This is a genomic window from Mizugakiibacter sp. (assembly GCF_039680435.1).
Lineage (GTDB): Bacteria > Pseudomonadota > Gammaproteobacteria > Xanthomonadales > Rhodanobacteraceae > Mizugakiibacter.
Genome location: NZ_JBDKSX010000091.1, coordinates 1 through 21393 on the forward strand (window position 1 = coordinate 1; position 21393 = coordinate 21393).

At 71.4% G+C, this 21393-nt stretch carries 19 protein-coding genes and 1 pseudogene; 18 read left to right on the plus strand and 2 right to left on the minus strand.

Going from position 1 to position 21393, the window contains the following annotated elements; all coding sequences use genetic code 11:
• Positions 1–325, plus strand: a 325-nt coding sequence (locus ABFC67_RS09440; RefSeq protein WP_346737761.1) for a dihydrodipicolinate reductase C-terminal domain-containing protein, incomplete at its 5' end; no start/stop codon positions are given.
• Positions 322–1029: an MOSC domain-containing protein gene (locus tag ABFC67_RS09445; RefSeq protein WP_346737762.1), complete on the plus strand. Its 708-nt coding sequence runs from the start codon at positions 322–324 to the stop codon at positions 1027–1029. The genes ABFC67_RS09440 and ABFC67_RS09445, both read left to right, overlap by 4 nt.
• Before the next feature lie 6 nt (positions 1030–1035).
• On the opposite strand, the gene ABFC67_RS09450 is transcribed toward ABFC67_RS09445, so the two are convergent.
• Positions 1036–1731, minus strand: a complete 696-nt coding sequence (locus ABFC67_RS09450; RefSeq protein ID WP_346737790.1) for a 2OG-Fe(II) oxygenase — start codon at positions 1729–1731, stop codon at positions 1036–1038.
• A gap of 185 nt (positions 1732–1916) precedes the next feature.
• Between ABFC67_RS09450 and carA the strand changes: the two genes are divergently transcribed.
• The 8 genes and pseudogenes from carA to ABFC67_RS09490 all read left to right on the plus strand — a co-directional run bounded on the left by carA (position 1917) and on the right by ABFC67_RS09490 (position 10715).
• Entirely contained in the window at positions 1917–3047 is a 1131-nt protein-coding gene (gene carA / locus ABFC67_RS09455; protein ID WP_346737763.1) for a glutamine-hydrolyzing carbamoyl-phosphate synthase small subunit, read from the plus strand.
• A gap of 1 nt (position 3048) precedes the next feature.
• Positions 3049–6276 (plus strand): annotated as a pseudogene (carB, locus tag ABFC67_RS09460) (carbamoyl-phosphate synthase large subunit).
• A complete protein-coding gene (greA, locus tag ABFC67_RS09465; protein ID WP_346737764.1) occupies positions 6273–6752 on the plus strand; it encodes a transcription elongation factor GreA in 480 nt (159 codons plus the stop codon). Before carB ends, greA begins: the two are co-directional and overlap by 4 nt.
• A gap of 118 nt (positions 6753–6870) precedes the next feature.
• Complete coding sequence (locus ABFC67_RS09470; protein WP_346737765.1) at positions 6871–7800, plus strand: phosphoglycerate mutase; 930 nt, start codon at positions 6871–6873, stop codon at positions 7798–7800.
• Positions 7797–9551, plus strand: coding sequence for a single-stranded-DNA-specific exonuclease RecJ (recJ, locus tag ABFC67_RS09475; RefSeq protein ID WP_346737766.1), 1755 nt, complete (start codon positions 7797–7799; stop codon positions 9549–9551). Before ABFC67_RS09470 ends, recJ begins: the two co-directional genes overlap by 4 nt.
• A 60-nt stretch (positions 9552–9611) precedes the next feature.
• Entirely contained in the window at positions 9612–9983 is a 372-nt protein-coding gene (locus ABFC67_RS09480; protein WP_346737767.1) for an STAS/SEC14 domain-containing protein, read from the plus strand.
• 110 nt (positions 9984–10093) lie between these two features.
• On the plus strand, positions 10094–10447 hold the full coding sequence (locus ABFC67_RS09485; RefSeq protein ID WP_346737769.1) for an HPF/RaiA family ribosome-associated protein: 354 nt from the start codon (positions 10094–10096) through the stop codon (positions 10445–10447).
• A gap of 34 nt (positions 10448–10481) precedes the next feature.
• Positions 10482–10715: a hypothetical protein gene (locus ABFC67_RS09490; RefSeq protein ID WP_346737771.1), complete on the plus strand. Its 234-nt coding sequence runs from the start codon at positions 10482–10484 to the stop codon at positions 10713–10715.
• A 192-nt stretch (positions 10716–10907) separates the two neighbouring features.
• Here the strand turns inward: ABFC67_RS09490 and ABFC67_RS09495 are convergent, their stop codons facing one another.
• Positions 10908–11762: a hypothetical protein gene (locus ABFC67_RS09495; protein ID WP_346737772.1), complete on the minus strand. Its 855-nt coding sequence runs from the start codon at positions 11760–11762 to the stop codon at positions 10908–10910.
• A gap of 94 nt (positions 11763–11856) precedes the next feature.
• Between ABFC67_RS09495 and ABFC67_RS09500 the strand changes: the two genes are divergently transcribed.
• The 8 genes from ABFC67_RS09500 to smc all read left to right on the plus strand — a co-directional run bounded on the left by ABFC67_RS09500 (position 11857) and on the right by smc (position 21385).
• Positions 11857–12366, plus strand: coding sequence for a CDP-archaeol synthase (locus ABFC67_RS09500; RefSeq protein ID WP_346737773.1), 510 nt, complete (start codon positions 11857–11859; stop codon positions 12364–12366).
• Between the two features lie 113 nt (positions 12367–12479).
• The gene (locus ABFC67_RS09505) at positions 12480–12893 is read left to right on the plus strand and encodes an archease (RefSeq protein ID WP_346737774.1); all 414 of its coding nucleotides are present in this window, start codon (positions 12480–12482) and stop codon (positions 12891–12893) included.
• Positions 12894–12902: 9 nt separating this feature from the next.
• On the plus strand, positions 12903–14330 hold the full coding sequence (locus ABFC67_RS09510) for an RtcB family protein (RefSeq protein ID WP_346737775.1): 1428 nt from the start codon (positions 12903–12905) through the stop codon (positions 14328–14330).
• A gap of 111 nt (positions 14331–14441) precedes the next feature.
• Positions 14442–15567 (plus strand): peptide chain release factor 2 gene (prfB, locus tag ABFC67_RS09515; RefSeq protein ID WP_346737776.1). Its coding sequence is split into 2 segments (ribosomal slippage): positions 14442–14516 and positions 14518–15567, totalling 1125 coding nucleotides; the frame shifts between segments, so codons are not numbered across the junction.
• Between the two features lie 50 nt (positions 15568–15617).
• On the plus strand, positions 15618–17138 hold the full coding sequence (lysS, locus tag ABFC67_RS09520) for a lysine--tRNA ligase (protein WP_346737777.1): 1521 nt from the start codon (positions 15618–15620) through the stop codon (positions 17136–17138).
• A 3-nt stretch (positions 17139–17141) separates the two neighbouring features.
• Positions 17142–17441, plus strand: a complete 300-nt coding sequence (locus tag ABFC67_RS09525) for a YciI family protein (protein WP_346737778.1) — start codon at positions 17142–17144, stop codon at positions 17439–17441.
• The gene (locus ABFC67_RS09530) at positions 17438–17704 is read left to right on the plus strand and encodes a BolA family protein (protein WP_346737780.1); all 267 of its coding nucleotides are present in this window, start codon (positions 17438–17440) and stop codon (positions 17702–17704) included. The genes ABFC67_RS09525 and ABFC67_RS09530 overlap by 4 nt, the downstream gene beginning before the upstream one ends.
• A gap of 177 nt (positions 17705–17881) precedes the next feature.
• Complete coding sequence (gene smc, locus ABFC67_RS09535; RefSeq protein ID WP_346737781.1) at positions 17882–21385, plus strand: chromosome segregation protein SMC; 3504 nt, start codon at positions 17882–17884, stop codon at positions 21383–21385.
• The last annotated feature ends 8 nt before the right edge of the window (positions 21386–21393 follow it).

Here is a 21393-nt window from a genome sequence, read left to right on the forward strand (position 1 = left end):
GGAAGACGCGCCCTCCGGACCCGCGCGGGCGCGCGGCCGCGCGGCCGCCGCGGCGCGCGGCCGGCCGCTCGCGGCGGCGGCGGTGTATGCGCGCGCGGGCCGGCCCGGCGCGCGCCGCACCGGCAGCATCGGCTTCGCGGCGGTGCGCGGCGGCGACATCGTCGGCGAGCACACGGCGCTGCTGGCCGGCGCCGGCGAGCGCCTGGAACTCGTCCACCGCGCCACCGACCGCGCGATCTTCGCGCGCGGCGCGCTGGCCGCGGCGGCGTGGCTGGCGGGCCGCGCCGTCGGCGTCTACACCCTCGACGACGTGCTGGCGATGTGAGCGCGACACGTACGCTCGGCGTGGTCACCGCGGTGCTGGCCGGGCGCGCGGCGCCGTACACGCGGCCGGGCACGTCCAGCGCGATCGCCAAGCGCCCCGTCGAAGGGCGCATCGAGGTGGGACCGGAAGGCCTGGTCTGCGACGAGCAGGGCGATCGCCGCGTGCACGGCGGCGTCGACAAGGCGTTGCATCACTACGCTTTCGACCACTACGCCGCGTGGCGCGCCGAGATCGGCGCGCATCCGCTGCTGGCGCAGCCGGGCGCGTTCGGCGAGAACCTGACCACGCGCGGCATCACCGAGGCCGACCTCTGCCTCGGCGACCGCCTGCGCTGCGGCGAGGCGCTGCTGGAAGTGTCGCAGGCGCGCCAACCGTGCTGGAAGCTGTCCGACCGCTTCGGCATCGCCGACATGGCGCGGCGCGTGCAGGACAGCGGCCGCACCGGCTGGTACTACCGCGTGCTGTGCGGCGGCACGCTCGGTGCCGGCGACGCGCTGGTGCTGCTCGAACGCCCGCATCCGGCGTGGACGCTGGCGCGCCTGCTCGATCTGCTCTATCGGGACACGCTGGACCGCGCCGTGCTGGAAGGCGCGCTGGCGCTGCCGCTGGTGCCGTCGTGGCGCCGGCTGTTCGAGCGGCGCCTCGCGCAGGGCCGCGTCGAGGATTGGGGCTCGCGCCTGCGCGGCGACGCCGCGCCGGGTTGAGCGCGCTCAGTCCATGTGCACCGCGTCGCGTTTGCGCCCGGCGCCGTACTTGCGGTCGAGTCCGCCCAGCAGTTTCTTGAACAGACGCGAGAAGCGGCCGCGTCGGGTCTTGCGCTGCTTTTCTTCCTCGCTGGTCAGCCAGGCCACCTGGATCACGCGACGCTCGCCCTCGTAGGGCAGATGGCCGTGGAAGGAATGGTCGGTGCGCTTGAACACGGCGAACTCGCCGTACAGCGGCTTCAGCTCCGGCGCGGCGAGATCGTCGATGCTGTCGATGCGGTTGAGGAAGCGCAGGCAGCCGTCGCTGGTGTCGGGCCACTGGCTGTTGAGGTAGAGCAGGGCGGTGGCGACCTTCGAGCGCGAATCGGTGTGGATGGTGCCGTGACGCCTGTTCAGCGAGCGGCAGATCGTCACCAGGGTCGGGTATTGGCCCAGGTTGTCGATGCCGAGACGGGCGCCGACCGCGCTGGCGAACGCCGGCGAGGTCAGTACATCGACCAGTTCGCGAACCGTCGGGCCACAGTCCTCGGCCTCGTACGGGAAGAAGCCGGCGCCGCTGTAGCGCGGGAAGTCGTGATCGAGCGCGGCGCGCGCGGTATCGGGCAACTGGCCGTGCGCGACCATGAACGGGAACGGCTCGTGGCGGACCAGCGTGTCGGGCCGGTCGAGGCGGGCAGGATCGAGCAGGGCGTTCGACTGGATCATGGCGGCGATCGGTGCAGGGGAGGCGCGGATTTTACCTCCGCGTGCTTGAACGCGCGGTGCGCGCGACGGTGGACACCTGCGGCGGCGGCGCCTATCATGCTGTCCCGCCCAGAATCCTCTTCCAAGGTCCACAGGCCCGTGTCGCGCAGGCCTGCGGACCTTGTCGCACCCAAGGCGGTCCCATGAGCAGCATTCCAGCCCTGCTGGCCCTCGAAGACGGCAGCGTGTTCCGCGGAACCGCAGTCGGAGCGGTCGGCGAAACGGTGGGCGAGGTCGTGTTCAACACGGCCATGACCGGCTATCAGGAGATCCTCACCGATCCCTCCTACGCCCGTCAGATCGTCACCCTGACCTACCCGCACGTCGGCAACACCGGCTGCAACGCGGCCGACGCGGAATCGCACCGCGTGCATGCCGCCGGCCTGATCGTGCGCGACGTGCCGCGACGCCCCAGCAGCTGGCGCAGCGAGGAGAGCCTGCCGGAGTACCTGAAGCGGCACGGCATCGTCGCCATCGCCGGCGTCGATACCCGCCGCCTGACGCGCATCCTGCGCGACAAGGGCGCGCTGGGCGGCTGCATCGTGGCCGGCGAGGCCATCGACGAGGCCGAGGCGCTGGCCAAGGCGCGCGCCTTCCCGGGCCTGAACGGCATGGACCTGGCCAAGGTCGTCGGCACGCCGCAACCCTATCGCTGGAACGTCGGCAGCTACGACCTCGACCGCGCCGCGTTCCGCGCCTGCGAGACGCGCTTCCGCGTGGTCGCCTACGACTACGGCGTCAAGCACAACATCCTGCGCCTGCTCGCCGATCGTGGTTGCGACCTCACCGTGGTGCCGCCGCAGACCGCCGCCGCCGAGGCGCTGGCGATGAAGCCGGACGGCGTGTTCCTGTCCAACGGCCCCGGCGACCCCGCGGCCTGCGACTACGCCATCGCCGCCACGCGCCAGTTCCTCGATGCGCGCATCCCGCTGTTCGGCATCTGCCTCGGCCACCAGTTGATGGGCCTCGCGCTGGGCGCGAAGACGCTGAAGATGAAATTCGGCCACCACGGCGCCAACCATCCGGTGAAGGACCTCGACGACGGCCGCGTGCTGATCACCTCGCAGAACCACGGCTTCGCCGTCGATCCCGGCACGCTGCCCGCCAACGCGCGCGTCACGCACCGCTCGCTGTTCGACGGTTCGCTGCAGGGTTTCGCGCTGACCGACCGTCCGGCGTTCTGCTTCCAGGGCCACCCCGAAGCGAGCCCCGGACCGCACGACATCGGCTATCTGTTCGACCGCTTCGCCGCGCTGATGCAGGAGGCCCGCTGAGATGCCCAAACGCACCGACATCGAGAGCGTGCTGATCATCGGCGCCGGCCCGATCGTGATCGGCCAGGCCTGCGAGTTCGACTACTCCGGCGCGCAGGCGTGCAAGGCGCTGAAGGAGGAGGGCTACCGGGTGATCCTGGTGAACTCCAACCCGGCGACGATCATGACCGACCCCGGCATGGCCGACGCCGTCTACATCGAGCCGATCAACTGGCAGACGGTCGAGCGCATCATCGCCAAGGAGAAGCCGGACGCGGTGCTGCCGACGATGGGCGGGCAGACCGCGCTCAACTGCGCGCTCGACCTCGCCGACAACGGCGTGCTGGACAAGTACGGCGTCGAGCTGATCGGCGCCTCGCGCGAGGCCATCCGCATGGCCGAAGACCGCGAGCTGTTCCGCCGCGCGATGCTGGAGATCGGCCTCGAATGCCCGAAGGCCGAGATCGCCAGGACCTTCGAGCAGGCGCTGGAGATCCAGGCGCGCGTCGGCTACCCGACCATCATCCGTCCCAGCTTCACGCTCGGCGGCAGCGGCGGCGGCATCGCCTACAACCGCGAGGAATTCGAGGAGATCGTCAAGCGCGGCCTCGAGCTCTCGCCGGTGCACGAGGTGCTGGTCGAGGAATCCGTGCTCGGCTGGAAGGAATTCGAGATGGAAGTGGTCCGCGACCGCGCGGACAACTGCATCATCGTCTGCTCGATCGAGAATCTCGATCCGATGGGCGTGCACACCGGCGACTCGATCACGGTGGCGCCGGCGCAGACGCTGACCGACAAGGAATACCAGCGCCTGCGCGACGCCTCGATCGCGGTGCTGCGCAAGATCGGCGTCGATACCGGCGGTTCCAACGTGCAGTTCGGCGTCAACGCCGAGAACGGCCGCGTGGTGGTGATCGAGATGAATCCGCGCGTGTCGCGCTCCTCCGCGCTGGCGTCCAAGGCCACCGGCTTCCCGATCGCCAAGGTCGCGGCCAAGCTGGCGATCGGCTACACGCTGGACGAGCTGAAGAACGAGATCACCGGCGGCCTGACCCCGGCCTCGTTCGAGCCGACCATCGACTACGTGGTCACCAAGATCCCGCGCTTCGCCTTCGAGAAGTTCCCCGCCGCCGATCCGCGCCTGACCACGCAGATGAAATCGGTGGGCGAGGTGATGGCGATCGGCCGCAGCTTCCACGAGTCCCTGCAGAAGGCGCTGCGCGGCCTCGAGACCGGCAAGACCGGCCTCAACCCGACCGGCCTCGACCTCGCCAGCGACGACGGCCTGGCGCGCCTGAAGCGCGAGCTGCGCGAACCCGGCCCCGAGCGCGTGTTCCACCTCGGCGACGCATTCCGCGCCGGCTTGTCGCTGCAGGACGTGTACGCGCTCACCCACATCGACCCGTGGTTCCTCGCCGCGATCGAGGACATCGTCGCCGCCGAAGGCGAGGTGCGCGCGCAGGGCCTGAGCGCGATCGACGCGCCGCGCCTGCGCGCGCTGAAGCGCATGGGCTTCGCCGATGCGCGCCTGGCCGAGCTGCTCGGCACCGACGAGGGCGCGGTGCGCCACCTGCGCCGCACGCTGGGCGTGCGCCCGGTGTACAAGCGCGTGGATTCCTGCGCCGCCGAGTTCGCCACCAGCACCGCCTACATGTATTCCACCTACGAGGAGGAGTGCGAGGCGAACCCGAGCGCGCGCGACAAGATCGTCGTGCTCGGCGGCGGCCCCAACCGCATCGGCCAGGGCATCGAGTTCGACTACTGCTGCGTGCACGCGGCGCTGGCGCTGCGCGAGGACGGATTCGAGACCATCATGGTCAACTGCAACCCGGAGACGGTATCGACCGACTACGACACCTCCGACCGCCTGTACTTCGAGCCGCTGACGCTGGAGGACGTGCTCGAGATCATCGACCTGGAAAAGCCGAAGGGCGTGATCGTGCAGTACGGCGGGCAGACGCCGCTGAAGCTGGCGCGCGCGCTGGAAGCGGCGGGCGCGCCGATCATCGGCACCTCGCCGGATTCGATCGACCTCGCCGAGGACCGCGAGCGCTTCCAGAAGATGGTGACCAAGCTGGCGCTGACGCAGCCGTCCAACCGCACCGCGCGCAACGCCGACGAGGCGCTGGCGCTGGCACGCGAGATCGGCTACCCGCTGGTGGTGCGTCCCAGCTACGTGCTGGGCGGGCGCGCGATGGAAGTCGTCTACGATGACGCCGACCTGTCGCGCTACATCCGCGACGCGGTCAAGGTGTCGAACGATTCGCCGGTGCTGCTCGACCGCTTCCTCGATCATGCCGTCGAGGTCGACGTCGACATCATCGCCGACGCCGGCGGCAACGTGCTGGTCGGCGGCGTGATGGAGCATATCTAGGAGGCCGGCGTGCATTCCGGCGACTCGTCGTGCTCGCTGCCGCCCTATTCGCTGACCCCCGCGGTGCAGGACGAACTGCGCCGCCAGGTCGCGCTGATGGCGCGCGAGTTGAAGGTGGTCGGCCTGATGAACACGCAGTTCGCGATCCAGGGCGACACGGTATTCATCCTCGAGGTCAACCCGCGCGCCTCGCGCACGGTGCCGTTCGTTTCCAAGGCCACCGGCGTGCCGCTGGCGAAGATCGCGGCGCGCTGCATGGTCGGCAAGAGCCTGGCCGAGCAGGGCGCGTCGCGCGAGGTGATCCCGGCGTACTACTCGGTCAAGGAAGCGATCTTCCCGTTCCTGAAGTTCCAGAACGTGGACCCGATCCTCGGCCCGGAGATGCGCTCGACCGGCGAGGTGATGGGCGTCGGCCGCAGCTTCGGCGCCGCCGTCGCGCGCGCGCACGAGGCGGCCAACATCCGCGCGCCGAACGTCGGCAAGGCGTTCCTGTCGGTGCGCGACGCCGACAAGTCGCGCCTGCTGCCGATCGCGATCGACCTGGTGCGGCGCGGCTACGGCCTGGTCGCCACCGGCGGCACCTGCGCCTACCTGGTCGAGCACGGCGTGCCGTGCGAGCGCATCAACAAGGTGCTCGAGGGCCGCCCGCACATCGTCGACCTGATCAAGAACGGCGAGATCGTGTTCATCGTCAACACCACCGAGGGCAAGCGGGCGATCGCCGACTCGTTCTCGATCCGCCGCGAGGCGCTGCAGCAGCGCGTGACCTATTCGACCACCATCGCCGGCGCGCGCGCGCTGCTGCATTCGCTGGATTTCCGCGACGGCGGCAGCGTGCACAGCCTGCAGGAACTGCACGAGGAACTCGAGGCATGAAGCGTGCTCCCATGACGCGCAAGGGCGCCGAGCGCCTGCGCCTGGAACTGGAACGCCTGAAGAGCGTGGAGCGTCCGCGCATCATCAACGCGATCGCCGAGGCGCGCGCGCACGGCGACCTCAAGGAAAATGCGGAATACCACGCCGCGCGCGAGCAGCAGGGCTTCATCGAAGGCCGCATCAAGGAACTCGAGGCGACGCTGTCCACCGCCGAAGTGATCGACGTCGCCAGGCTCAGCCCGGGCGCGCGCATCGTGTTCGGCGCGACGGTCGAGCTGGAGGACGAGGCTTCCGGCGACACCGTGACCTACCGGATCGTCGGCGACCTCGAAGCCGACATCAAGCTGGGCATGATCTCGGTCAGTTCGCCGCTGGCGCGCGCGCTGATCGGCAAGAGCGAGGGCGACAGCTTCGATTTCCAGGCGCCGAACGGGCGGCGCAGCTACGAGGTGCTCGCCGTCAGCTACGAGGAATGAGCGCGGCGCGGCCCGCCGCGCGGAACGCGCGGCGCAAGCATCGTCGCCGGCCCTTCCCGCGCGCCGCCGCCGATCGAACCTTGTCCGTCACCTTCCGCCCGCTCGACGTCCGCCGGCCATGAACGCGCTGCACATCCTGTTGCCGCCCTACGCGCAGTGCGCGGGCATCGCCGCGCTGGCGCAGTTGCTGGCGCGCGCCGACCGCCTGGCCGACGCCGCGCCCGGCTATGCGGTCGCGCTCGGCGAGTATTTCCGCTGGCCGGGCGCGACGCTCCCCGCCGCAGCGCTGCTGCGCCAGCGCGCCGTCGGCGATGCGGAGGGCGCGACCTGGCTGTGCGCCGACCCGGCCTACGTGCGGCCCGACATCAACGGCGCGCGCATGCTCGCCTGCGGCAGCCTCGACCTCAGCCGCGCCGAAGCCGAGGCGCTGGCGCGCGAGCTGAAGCCGGTGTTCGGCGACAGCGGCGCACTGCTGGAAACGACGACGCCCGCGCGCTGGCACCTGCGCCTGCCGGCCGGCGCCGTGCTGCCGGCGTTCGCTGCGCCGGAAGACGTGCTCGGCGCCGATCTGTTCGAGCACCTGCCCGAGGGCAACGAGGGGCGCCGCTGGCGGCAGCTCTTCAACGAGGCGCAGGTGATCCTGCACCAGAATCCGGTCAACGCCGAACGGCACGCGCGCGGCGCCATGCCGGCCAACAGCCTGTGGTTCTGGGGCGGCGGCGCGCTGCCGGCCTGGGTCAAGAGTCCGCTGGCGGTCGTCGCCAGCGACGACGAACTGGCGCTGGCGCTGGCCGCGCGCGCCGGTGTCGACGTCGAGTCCCCGCGTCCGCAGGCGCTGGCGGCGGCGCGCGCCGGCGCGGCGCTGTTCGATCTCGAGCGCGTCGCCGCGGAAGCGCTGGCGCGCGACTGGCTGCCCGCGCTGGCCGATGCGCTGGCGCGCGGCCGCGCGACGGAGCTGCGCTTCGTGTTCTGCAGCGGCGAACGCCATCGGCTGGCGCGCTGGCACCGGTTGCGCTTCTGGCGCCGCGCGCGGACGCCGGCACCGTGACGCCGCCGCCGGCGCTGCGGCGGCGCGCGCTGGCGGGCGCGCCGCACGGCTGGCCGGCGCAGGTGCATCCGGTGCTGCAGCGCGTGTACGCCGCGCGCGGCGTGCTCTGTCCGGCCGATGCCGAGCATCGCCTGGCGCGACTGCTGCCGCCGCAGACGCTGGGCGGGCTGCCGCGCGCGCTGGACCTGATCGAGGCGGCGATCGCGGCCGACCGGCGCATCCTGGTCGCCGGCGACTTCGATGCGGACGGCGCCACCGGCTGCGCGGTCGCGCTGCGCGGCCTGCGCATGCTCGGCGCGCGCAACGTCGGCTACGTGGTGCCGAACCGCTTCGAGCACGGCTACGGCCTCAGCCCCGCGCTGGTCGCCACGCTCGATCCGGCGCCGGACCTGCTGATCACGGTCGACAACGGCATCAGCAGCCTGGCCGGCGTCGATGCCGCGCGTGCGCGCGGCGTCGCGGTGATCGTCACCGACCACCATCTGCCCGGCGAGCGCCTGCCCGCGGCCGATGCGATCGTCAATCCCAACCTGCCGGGCGATCCGTTCCCGAGCAAGGCGCTGGCCGGCGTCGGCGTGATGATCTACCTGCTGCTGGCGCTGCGCGCGAGGTTGTTTCCCGGCGCTCATCCTGATCGCGAAGACCAGGAAGCGGCTATCCATGGCCGCAGTTCCGGACAGAAACGCCCGGACCTCGCCGCGCTGCTCGACCTGGTTGCGCTCGGCACCGTGGCCGACCTGGTGCCGCTGGACTTCAACAACCGCGTGCTGGTCGATGCCGGCCTGAAGCGCATCCGCGCCGGGCGCGCCTGCGCCGGCGTCGCCGCGCTGGTGGAGGCCAGCGGGCGCAGCGCGGCCACGCTGGTCGCCGCCGACCTCGGCTACGCGCTCGGTCCGCGCATCAACGCGGCGGGACGGCTGGAGGACATGGGCCTCGGCGTGGAGTGCCTGCTGACCGACGACGCGGCGCGCGCGCGCGAGCTGGCAACGCTGCTGTCCGGCATCAACGACGAGCGCCGCGGCCTGCAGGCGGCGATGGTCGAGGAAGCCGAGGCGATGGTCGCGCGCGCCGGCGACAGCAACGCGATCGGCGTGGCGCTGTTCGATCCCGGCTGGCACGCCGGCGTGGTCGGCCTGGTCGCCTCCAAACTGAAGGAGCGCCTGCACCGTCCGGTGATCGCGTTCGCGCCGGCGGGCGAGGGCAGCACCGAGCTGCGCGGCTCGGCGCGCTCGATCGCCGGCTTCCACATCCGCGACGCGCTGGCCGAGGTCGACGCGCGCCACCCCGGCCTGCTGGGCCGCTACGGCGGGCACGCGATGGCGGCCGGATTGAGCCTGCGCGCGGCCGACTTCGCGCGTTTCGCCGCAGCGTTCGATGCAGTCGCGCGCGAGCGCATCGGCACCGGTTTGCTTTCGCCGGTGCTGCATACCGACGGCGGACTGCAGGCGGACGAATTCGGGCTGGCGCTGGCACAGCAGTTGCGCGACGCCGGGCCGTGGGGCCAGGCGTTTCCCGAGCCGCTGTTCGACGACGTGTTCGAATGCGTCGGCTGGCGCGCGATGGGCGAGCGCCATCTGCGCCTCGACCTGCGCGATCCGCGCGACGGCCGCGTGCTGCAGGCGGTGCATTTCGGCGGCCACGACGGCCTGCCGCCGCCGGCGCTGCTGCGTGCGGCCTACGAGCTGGGCATCGACGACTGGCAGGGCCGCACGCGCCTGCGCCTGCTGCTGCGCCATCGCGAACCTGCCTGAGCGCACGCCGCGATTCACCAGGGCGCGCTACAGTAGCGCGGCCATGCGGAGGTGCGCGCCATGATCGAGCTGATTGCCGGCATGCCGGTCGACACGCTGGGCTTCTCCGCCCACGGCACCGTCACCGGCGAGGACTACGAGCGCGTGGTGGTGCCGGCGGTCGAAGCGATGCTGGCGACCACGCCGAAGGTGCGCCTGCTGTACCACCTCGGCGCCGACTTCGAAGGTTTCGACGCGGCGGCGCTGTGGGACGACACGCGGCTCGGCTTCCGCCATGCGTTCGGCTGGGAGCGCATCGCCGTGGTCACCGACGTGGAATGGCTGCGCGCGGCGATCCACCTGCTGCATTTCTCCATCGCCGGCGAGGTGCGCGTGTTCGCCAACGCGGAGTTCGAGGCGGCCCGCCGCTGGATCTGCGAGCCCGCCGCCTGAGCAGGCGGGCGGCCGCGCCCCGACCCGCCCGAAAGCCTGATCGAGATCAAGCGCCGCCGCGCGCCGTGGCCTAGCCTGACCGTCGCGGCAGGCGGGCGAGGTGGCGGCGGATGGCGATGACCCTGAGCGTGACCTTCGACGGCATGGCGCCATCGGACGCGCTGCGCGCCGACGTGGCGCGCCACGCCGACAGGCTCGGCCGGTTCGCGCCGCGCGTGCAGGCGTGCCATGTCGTGGTGATGGCGTCCACGCAGCGCCGCCGCCAGGGCAACCTCTACACGGTGCACGCACGCCTGACCCTGCCGGGCGGCGAACTGGCCGCCGGCCGCACCGGCCCGGAAGACCACGGCCACGAGGATCCCTATGTCGCCGTGCGCGACACCTTCGACGTGCTGCGGCGCCAGCTCGAGGACCACGTGCGCCGCCAGCGCGGCGACGTGAAGACCCACGCGCCGCGCGAGTGACAACGTCGCCGCGTCCGCGGCGAAGGAGACGGCCATGCCGGTATGCGAAGTGTGCGGCAACAACTACGAGCGCGCGTTCACGGTGTTCATGGAAGGCCGCGAACACACCTTCGACGCCTTCGAGTGCGCGATCCACGCGCTGGCACCGCGCTGCGCCAGTTGCGGCTGCCCGGTGGTCGGCCACGGCGTGCAGCACGCCGAGCGCATCTACTGCTGCGCGCAGTGCGCGCGCCGCGCCGGCGTCGACGGCCTGGTCGACCACAACTAGGGGCGCCCTGATCAATTCAGCGCCGACCCCAATCTTCTGAAATCGAATGACGGGGTGATGTCCGCAAGGCCCGCAGCCTGCACCGCGCGGCTTGCCAAGGCAGCCGGCCTTGGCGGCATCGCGCGGCACGCCCCGCGAATCTTCCGGACGCCATGCGCCTGCGCGGAATTGCCCGGAGCCTCCCCGGCACGTTCAGCCTTGGCGGCGGTTGCGCGGCGGGTCGGCGGGCGTGCGCGGCGGGTGCGGCGGGCGCAGGTCATACTCGACGCTGCGCGTGCGCCGCGTCGGCTGCGGATACAGGCGCATCATGTCCATGATCGTCTCGGGCATGCGCATGTCGACGCTCAGGCCCAGCGCCGCGGCTTCCTGCGGGGCGATCGGATAATCGTGCGTCCAGTGACCGTCGGACAGCGCCGCGGCGAGCCGCTCGGCCGCTTCGGGCGCGAAGCGCTCGCCGACGATCTCGACGATGCACTTGCGCAGTTGGGCGATCGCCATCTGCGCCTGGTCGGCGAAGATGAGCGTGGCGTCGTCGATGTCCTTGGGCTCCTTGCGCGCGACCGCGCGCAGGATCGAGGCGGCGGGGTATTCGTCGATCTGCGGGTCGATCGGGCCCAGCACCGCGTGCTCGCACATCACGATGCGGTCGGCGGCCAGCGCGATCAGGGTGCCGCCGGACATCGCGTAGTGCGGCACGAACGCGGTCACGGTGGCGGGATGGCGCGCGATCGCGCGGGCGATCTGCAGCGAGGCCAGGGCGAGGCCGCCCGGCGTGTGCAGCACCAGGTCGATCGGCGTGGCCGGATCGGTGTCGCGGATCGCGCGGATCACCTCCTCGGAGTCGTGGATGTCGATGTAGCGCATCAGCGGGAAGCCGAGCAGGCTCATCGTCTCCTGGCGGTGCACCAGCAGGATCACGCGACTGCCGCGCTGACGCTCGAGCTGCGCGCGCAGCCGGCGCCGTCCGCCTTCCAGCAGGCGCAGGCGCAGCAGCGGCTGCAGCGCCAGTGCCAGCACCGCCAGCCACAGCAGCTCGCTGATCGACATCGGGCCGTCCTCCGCGCAAGCCGCAGTATCCGCAGCGGGTCGGCGGGCGGGTTTGCGTCAGGTCATGGTCGGCGGCGCCACGCGGGTGGCGCCGATGGCTGACGCCGGCCTGCGCGTGCTGCAGGTGCTGTACCTGATGGCGCCGGCCTATGCGGCCAACATGGCGCCGCCGTTCCTGCGCTTCTGGCACGGCTGGAACCCGCCGCTGCAGCGGCGCCTGTTCGGCGCGCACAAGACCGTTCTCGGCTTCGCCGCGGGCGTCGCGGCCGGGCTCGCGGCCGCCTGGCTGCAGGCGCGGATCGGCTGGGCGCACGCGCGGATCGCCCCGGCGGACTGGGCGGCGACCGGGCTGGCGCTCGGCTTCGGCGCGATGGCCGGCGACGCGCTCAAGAGTTTCTGCAAGCGCCGCGCGGGGCGTGCGCCCGGCGCGCCGTGGCCGCCGTTCGACCAGCTCGATTTCGTCGCGGGCGCACTGCTGCTGGTCGCGCCCTGGGTCGACCTTCGCGTGGACGAGGTCGCGCTGGTGCTGGGGCTGAGCTTCCTCGGCGACCTGCTGGTCAACCGCCTCGCGTTCCGCCTCGGGATCAAGGACACGCCGTGGTGATGCGCGCGGCCCGCGCTTGATCACGATCAAACGGCGCGCGGCGGATCGGCGTTAAGTGGAGAGGTTTCGGCAGGAGCGGCGTCGCCGCGGGGCGGCGCTGCCGCGTGCGGGCGATGAGCGCGAGCTTCGACTACTTCGATCACGACGCCGACGTCGGCGTGGTCGGGCGTGGCGCCACCATCGAGCGCGCCTTCGAGGCCGCCGCCGCCGCGATGTTCGCGATCATGGCGGATCCGGCCGCGGTGCGGCCGATCGAAACCGTGCGCGTCGAGTTCGTCGAGACGGACCCCGAGTTCGCGCTGGTGACCTGGCTGAACCGGCTGCTCGCCGAGGCGCGCACGCGCGGCCTCGCGCTGACCCGTTTCCGCCTGCGCCACGAGAACGGGCGCTGGATCGGCGAGGCGGACGGCCAGCCCTGGCATTCCGGCATCGTGCCCGGCACCGAGGTGAAAGGCGCGACGCTGACCGGGTTGCGCGTCGGGCCGGTCGGCATGAACGTCGAGGCCCGCTGCGTGGTCGACGTGTGAGGCCGCGCGATGGACCTGTCCCGTTTCGAACCGCTGGACGATTTCCGCTGGGCGCTCGCCGGCGGCGCGGGGCGCGCGCCGGTGATCCTGTACGGCGATCGCGAGCTGCTCGCGGCCATGGACGACAAGGTGCTCGAGCAGATCGGCAACGTCGCGCGCCTGCCCGGCCTGGTCGGCGCGGCGATGACCATGCCGGACGCGCATTGGGGCTACGGCTTCCCGATCGGCGGCGTGGCCGCGTTCGATGCGGAGCAGGGCGGCATCGTCTCCGCCGGCGGCGTCGGCTTCGACATCTCCTGCGGCATCCGCTGCCTGCGCACCGGGCTCACGCTGGACAAGCTGGCGCGCAAGATGAAGGCGCTGGCCGACGGCCTGTTCGTCAGCATCCCGGCCGGGCTGGGCCGCGAAGGGCACCTGCACGTCGATCCGCAGACACTTGACCGCGTGCTGGCCGGCGGCGCGCAGTGGGCGGTCGAGCGCGGCTACGGCAAGCCGGTCGATCTCGAATACATCGAGGACCACGGCCGCGCCGACGGCGCCGACCCTACGCAGGTTTCCGCGCAGGCCAAGGCGCGCCAGCTCGGCGAGATGGGCACGCTCGGTTCCGGCAACCACTACCTCGAAGTGCAGGTCGTCGACCGCGTGCTCGACGCCGAAGCCGCCGCGGCGTTCGGCATCGCCGAGGGCGACGTGCTGGTGTCGATCCACTGCGGTTCGCGCGGACTGGGCCACCAGATCGGCACCGAGTACCTGGTGTCGCTGGCCAAGGCGGCCGCCCGGCTCGGCATCGACCTGCCGGACCGCGAGCTGGCCTGCGCGCCGATCGCCTCGCCCGAAGGGCAGGCCTACCTCGGCGCGATGCGCGCCGGCATCAACTGCGCGCTGGCCAACCGGCAGATCCTCGCCTATCTGACCCGGCGCACGTTCGGCCACTTCTTCCCCGGCGCCGATCTGGAAACGCTGTTCGATGTCTCGCACAACACCTGCAAGGCCGAGCCGCATCGCGTCGACGGCCGCGAACGCATCCTGCACGTGCACCGCAAGGGCGCCACGCGCGCGTTCGGGCCCGGCCATCCGGCGCTGCCCGAACGCTACCGCGCGGTCGGCCAGCCGGTGATCATCGGCGGCAGCATGGGCACCGGCTCGTATCTCCTGGCCGGCTGTGCCGAAGGCGAGGCGCGCGCCTTTTCCTCGGCCAGCCACGGCGCCGGGCGGCAGATGAGCCGCAGCGCCGCGCTGCGCCGCTGGCGCGGCCGCCAGTTGATCGACGAGCTGGCCGAGCGCGGCATCCTGATCCGCACCGAGTCCATGCGCGGCGCCGCCGAGGAGGCGCCCGGCGCCTACAAGGACGTGCATCGGGTCGCGGAAGCGACGGAAGGCGCGGGACTGGCGCGGCGGGTCGCGTTCCTGCGCCCGAAGATCTGCGTCAAGGGTTGAGCGCGGCGCCGGATCGGGCGCGCCGCCGATGGCGCCGCGCGCGCGGGAAGGGCATGCGTGGCGCGTCGCGCTTTGCTAGCATTTGCACTCTTTACGCATCGCCAGCCGTCCATGCTCGAGACCAATCCGATCACCCAGCGCATCGCGGACCTCGCCGGCCGCGTCCACGCGCTTAGGGGGTATCTTTGACTACGAGGCCAAGCGTGAGCGCCTCGAGGAAGTCACCCGCGAACTGGAAAGCCCCAACGTCTGGGACGACCCGCAGCGCGCCCAGGAGCTGGGCCGCGAGCGCGCCCGTCTGGAAAACGTCGTCACCGGCCTGGCGCAACTGAGCAGCGGCCTGGCCGATGCCGGCGAGCTGCTGGAGCTGGCCGCGGCCGACGGCGACGAGGGATCGGTGAAGGCGGTCGCGGCCGACGTCGAGACGCTGGCCGCGCGCGTCGAGAAGCTGGAATTCCAGCGCATGTTCTCCGGCAAGATGGACGCCGCCAACGCGTTCGTCGACATCCAGGCCGGCGCCGGCGGCACCGAGGCGCAGGACTGGGCCGAGATGCTGCTGCGCATGTACCTGCGCTGGTGCGAGCACAAGGGCTGGAAGACCGAACTGCTGGAAGTGAGCGCGGGCGACGTCGCCGGCATCAAGAGCGCCACCTTCCGCGTCGAGGGCGACTACGCCTACGGCTGGCTGAAGACCGAGATCGGCGTGCACCGGCTGGTGCGCAAGTCGCCGTTCGATTCCGACAACCGCCGGCACACCTCGTTCTCCTCGGTGTTCGTCAGCCCCGAGGTGGAGGACGACTTCGACATCGAGATCAATCCGGCCGACCTCAAGACCGACGTGTATCGCTCCTCCGGCGCCGGCGGCCAGCACGTCAACAAGACCGAGTCGGCGGTGCGCATCACGCACGTGCCCAGCGGCGTGGTGGTGGCCTGCCAGACCGAGCGCAGCCAGCACGCCAACCGCGACCGCGCGATGAAGATGCTGCGCGCCAAGCTGTACGAGATCGAGGTGCAGAAGCGCAACGCCGAGAAGGACGCGCTGGAAGCGACCAAGTCCGACATCGGCTGGGGCAGCCAGATCCGCAACTACGTGCTCGACCAGGCGCGCATCAAGGATCTGCGCACCGGCATCGAGCGCAGCGATACGCAGAAGGTGCTGGACGGCGATCTCGACGAGTTCATCGAGGGCAGCCTGAAGGCCGGCCTCGAGGCCGGCGCCAAGCGCGCCGACGCATAACGCTCCGCCGCCATACCGCCCGATCGCATCCCCCAACCAGCGCGAACGCCATGACCGAACCCGACGCAGCCCAGCCGACCCTCGACGAAAACAAGCTGATCGCCGAGCGCCGCGAGAAGCTGAAGGCGCTGCGCGGGCAGGGCATCGCGTTCCCCAACGACTTCGCGGTCGATGCCTTCGCCGGCGACCTGCAGGCCGAGTACGCCGACGCGGAGCGCTGGAGCGCCGAGGCGCTGGCGGCATCCGGGCGGCGCGTGCGCCTCGGCGGACGCATTCTGGCCAAGCGCATCATGGGCAAGGCCAGCTTCGTGCAGGTGCAGGACTTGACCGGCCGCATCCAGCTGTTCCTGCAGCAGACGGCGCTGGGCGAGGCCTACGAGGCGTTCAAGGGCTGGGACGTCGGCGACATCGTCGGCGCGGAAGGCGTGCTGATGCGCACGCGCACCGGCGAGCTGTCGGTCAAGGTCGAGGCGCTGCGGCTGCTGACCAAGAGCCTGCGCCCGCTGCCCGACAAGTGGCACGGCCTCGCCGACGTCGAGCAGCGCTATCGCCAGCGCTACGTCGACCTGATCGTGACGCCCGAATCGCGCCGCGTGTTCGAGCTGCGTTCGCGCGCGATCGGCTTCATGCGCAAGTGGCTGGAAGCCGCGCCGCGGCGCTTCATGGAGGTGGAAACCCCCATGATGCACGTGATCCCCGGCGGCGCCACCGCGCGGCCGTTCGTCACCCACCACAACGCGCTGGACATCGACCTGTACCTGCGCGTGGCGCCGGAGCTGTACCTGAAGCGCCTGGTGGTCGGCGGCTTCGAGCGCGTCTACGAGATCAACCGCAACTTCCGCAACGAGGGCGTGTCGACCCGGCACAACCCCGAATTCACCATGCTCGAGCTGTACCAGGCCTACGCCACCTACGTCGGCATCATGGACCTCACCGAGGCGATGATCCGCGAGACCGCGCAGGCCACGCTGGGCCGCACCGCCCTGACCTGGGAGGGCCGCGACATCGACGTCGGCCCGCCGTTCCGCCGCTGGGCACTGGCCGAGGCGGTGCGGCACCACAACCCGGAAATCCGCAGCGAGGAGCTGCGCGACGTCGCCGCGCTGCGGCGCCACTGCGAGCGCCTGAAGATCCCGTTCAAGCCGGGCTACGGCTGGGGCAAGCTGCTGCTGGAAATCTTCGAGAAGACCGTCGAGCACACGCTGGTGCAGCCGACCTTCATCACCCAGTATCCGACCGAGGTGTCGCCGCTGGCGCGCGCCAGCGACCGCGACGCGGAAGTCACCGACCGCTTCGAGCTGTTCATCGGCGGCAAGGAGATCGCCAACGGCTTCTCCGAGCTGAACGATCCCGAGGACCAGGAAGCGCGCTTCCGCGCGCAGGTCGCGGCCAAGGACGCCGGCGACGACGAGGCCATGCACTTCGACGCCGACTACATCCGCGCGCTGGAAGTCGGCCTGCCGCCGACCGGCGGCCTCGGCGTCGGCATCGACCGGCTGGTGATGCTGCTGGCCGACGTGCCCTCGATCCGCGACGTGCTGCTGTTCCCGTACATGCGCCCGGAGGCCTGAACGATGTGGTACGCGATCTACGGCCTCGACGTCGCCGATTCGCTGGAGCGACGCAAGTCGGTGCGTCCGGCGCACCTCGAGCGCCTGCACGCGCTGCGCGACCAGGGGCGGCTGATGCTGGCCGGGCCGTTTCCTGCGATCGACGCCGAGGATGCCGGCCCGGCCGGCTTCAGCGGCAGCCTGATCGTCGCCGAGTTCGAGGATCTGGCCGCGGCGCGGGCCTGGGCGGACGCCGATCCCTACGTCGCCGCGGGCGTGTATCGCCAGGTCGACGTGCGGCCGTTCCGCAAGGTGTTGCCGTGAGCGGCGACCGCGCCGCGCTGATCCGCGAGCGCGTCGAGGCGGCGCTGGCGCCGCTGGCGCTGGAGGTGATCGACGAGGGACACCTGCACATCGGCCACGCCGGCGAAGGGCAGGGCCACTTCCGCGTGCGCGTGACCAGCGAGGCGTTCGCCGGCAAGACGCCGATCCAGCGGCACCGCCTGGTCTACGCGGCGGTTGGCGATCTGATCCCGGCGCGGCTGCACGCGCTCGCCATCGAGGCGCACGCGCCGGGCGAGCGCTGAGCGCACGGCGCGTCGCGCGCCATGCGCATGATAAGCTTTAAATATAAGCTGTAATATCTTGAATATAAATATATTTCACATCACTGATTGCGCCCGGCGACTGCCCTTGGCACAGTGGCGACTTCACGCCGCGGCGCGGGGGCCGCGGCGGCCCCGCGCCCCTCAAAGCCGATAGCGATGCGCCTGACCACGATCAAGCTGGCTGGATTCAAGTCCTTCGTCGATCCGACCTCGCTGCACCTGCCGACCAACATGACCGGCGTCGTCGGTCCGAACGGCTGCGGCAAGTCCAACATCATCGACGCGATCCGCTGGGTGATGGGCGAGAGCGCGGCCAGCCGCCTGCGCGGCGACTCGCTGACCGACGTGATCTTCTCCGGTTCCAGCGCGCGCAAGCCGGTCGGCCAGGCTAGCGTCGAGCTGATCTTCGACAACGCCGACGGCACCATCCAGGGCGAGTACGCCGGCTACGCGGAGATCTCGGTCAAGCGCATCGTCAGCCGCGACGGCCAATCGGCCTACTTCCTCAACGGCGGCCGCTGCCGCCGACGCGACATCACCGACCTGTTCCTCGGCACCGGCCTGGGGCCCCGCAGCTACTCGATCATCGAACAGGGCATGATCAGCCAGATCATCGAGGCGCATCCGGAGGAGCTGCGCACCCACCTCGAGGAAGCTGCCGGCATCTCCAAGTACAAGGAGCGTCGCAAGGAAACCGAGAGCCGCATCAAGGCGACCCGCGAGAACCTCGACCGCGTGCGCGACGTGCGCGACGAGGTCGAGAAACAGCTCGACCACCTGAACCGGCAGGCGCGCGCCGCCGAGCGCTGGAAGGCGCTGAAGGAAGAGCAGACCCGGCGCGAAGCCGAGCTGCGCGCGCTGAACTACCGCAGCATCGCGCGCGCGCTGGACGAGCAGGGCGGCGGCTTGCGCCAGGCCGAGATCGAGATCGAGAAGCAGCTCGCCGAGCAGCGCCAGATCGAGGCGCAGATCGAAACCGGCCGCGAGCGCCATCAGGCCGCCGGCGAGCACCTCAACGCGGTGCAGGCCGAGGTCTACAAGGTCGGCGCCGAGGTCGCGCGCGTCGAACAGCAGATCCGCCATACCCGCGAGCTGGCCGAGCGCCTGGAGCGCTCGCGCGAGGAAACCGAACGCGCCTGGGACGAGCTGGGCGAGCACATCGCCGGCGACCGCAGCCAGGTCGAAACGCTGCGCCAGGCGCTGGCCGAAGGCGAACCGCGCCTCGAAGCGCTGAAGGAGGCCGGGCAGCAAACCACCGACGCGCTGCGCGCCGCCGAGGCCGGCCTCGCCGACTGGCAGCCGCGCTGGGACGCGCACACGCGCGCCGCCTCGGAAGCCGCGCAGGCGGCGGAGGTCGAGCGCACCCGTCTCGATTACCTTGATCGCCAGGGGCTCGACCTCGCCAAGCGCCGCGAAGCGCTGGAGGCCGAGCAGAAGGCCGCCGACGTCGGCGCACTGGACGCCGCGGCGGAAAGCATGGGCGCCGAGCACGAGGCGCAGCGCGAGCGCGTCGAGACGCTCGGCGGCCTGCTCGACGAGCGCAAGGCCGCGCATGAGCGCGTACTCGACGACGAGCGCCAGGCGCAGTCTGCGCTGAACGAAACCCGCCAGCAGTTGCAGGCTGCGCGCGGCCGGCTCGCTTCGCTGGAGGCGCTGCAGCACGCCGCGCTGGGCCAGGAGCAGGGCGCGGCCAGCGCCTGGCTGGCGCAGCTCGGGCTGGACAAGGAGCGCCGCCTCGGCGAGGCGCTGGAGGTGGACGCCGGCTGGGAGCGCGCGGTCGAAACCTGCCTGTCCGGATTGCTGGAGGCGGTGCTGGTCGATGATCCGCACGCGCTGAGCGGCGAACTGCAGGGCGCCGGCGAGGCCGACGTCGCACTGTTCGCCGCGGGGGCGCCGAGCGCGGCGCCGGTTGCCGGCAGCCTCGCCGAGCGCGTGCGCGGTCCCGCCGCCGTGCTCGGCCTGCTCGGCCAGGTGCGCGCGGCGGAATCGCTGCAGCAGGCGCGCGCGATCGCGTCGACGCTGCCGGCGCAGCAGTCGGTGATCACCCGCGACGGCGAGTGGCTGGGGCCCGGCTACGCGCGCGTGCTGCGGGCCGCCGGCAAGCAGGTCGGCGTGCTCGCCCGCGAGCGCGAGATCCACGTGCTGACCGCGCAAACCGAAACGCTGGACGCGCGCGCCGCCGAGCTGGGCGAGCGCCTGGAGACGCTGCGCACCGACAAGTTCGAGAGCGAGCGTGCCCGCGACGACACCCAGCGCGAGCTGTACCAGGCGCACCGGCGCATGTCCGAGCTGGCCGGCCAGTTGCAGGGCCATCGCGGCAAGATCGAAACCGCGCGTGCGCGCATGCAGAAGGTCGGCGCCGAGCTTGCCGAGCTTGTCGCGCGCAGCGCCGAGATCGAGGGCCAGGCGCGCGAGGCGCGCGCGCGGCTGGAGACGGCGGTGGCGCGCATGGGCGCGATGGAAGAGCAGCGCCGCGCGCTGGAGGCCGAGCGCCGCGGCTTGCTGGAAGCGCGCGAGGAAGCGCGCATGAACGCGCGCGAGGCCGACGAGCAGGCGCACCAGCACGCGCTCGCCATGGAGTCGAAGCGCACCGCGCTGGCCGCGCTGGAGCAGTCGCTGGGGCGCATGCACGCGCAGTTGGCGCAGCTCGAAGCGCGCCGGGCGGAGATCGCCGCCCAGCTCGCCACCGGCCACGATCCGCTCGCCGAGCTGGAAGCGGAACGCCAGACCTATCTCGACCAGCGCCTGCTGGTGGACCGGCAACTGGTCGAGGCGCGCAAGGCGCTGGAGGACTGCGACGGCGAGTTCCGCCGCTACGAGCAGGAGCGCCAGCGCGTCGAGCACCGCCTCGGCGAGTTGCGCGAGGCACTGTCGGAGAAGCGCCTGGCCGAGCAGGAACTGCGCCTGCGCGCGCAGCAGCTCGCCGAGGCGATCGCGGCCGCGGGCCTGGAATTGCAGCCGTTGCTGGCCGAACTGGACGAGGCGGCCGAACCAGCGCACTGGCAGCAGCAGCTCGCCGACCTCGAACAGAAGATCCGCCGCCTGGAGCCGGTCAACCTCGCCGCGATCCAGGAATACGAGGAGCAGTCGCAGCGCAAGACCTACCTCGACGCGCAGTTGGCCGACCTCACCACCGCGCTGGAAACGCTGGAGAACGCGATCAAGAAGATCGACCGCGAGACCCGCCAGCGCTTCAAGGAAACCTTCGACCGTGTCAACGCCGGCATGCAGGAGCTGTTCCCGCGCCTGTTCGGCGGCGGCCACGCCTACCTCGAGCTGACCGGCGAGGACCTGCTCGACACCGGCGTGGCGATCATGGCGCGCCCGCCCGGCAAGCGCGTCAGCAACATCTCGCTGCTGTCCGGTGGCGAGAAGGCGCTGACCGCGGTGGCGCTGGTGTTCGCGATCTTCCGCCTGAATCCCGCGCCGTTCTGCCTGCTGGACGAGGTCGATGCGCCGCTGGACGAGGCCAACGTCGGCCGCTTCTCGAGCATGGTCAACGAAATGAGCGAGCGCGTGCAGTTCATCTTCGTCAGCCACAACAAGGCGACGATGGAGGCCGCGCACCAGTTGTGCGGCGTGACCATGCGCGAGCCGGGCGTTTCGCGCCTGGTGCAGGTGGATCTGGCCGAAGCCGCTAAACTGGCCGGCGTCGCCTGATCCGGAGG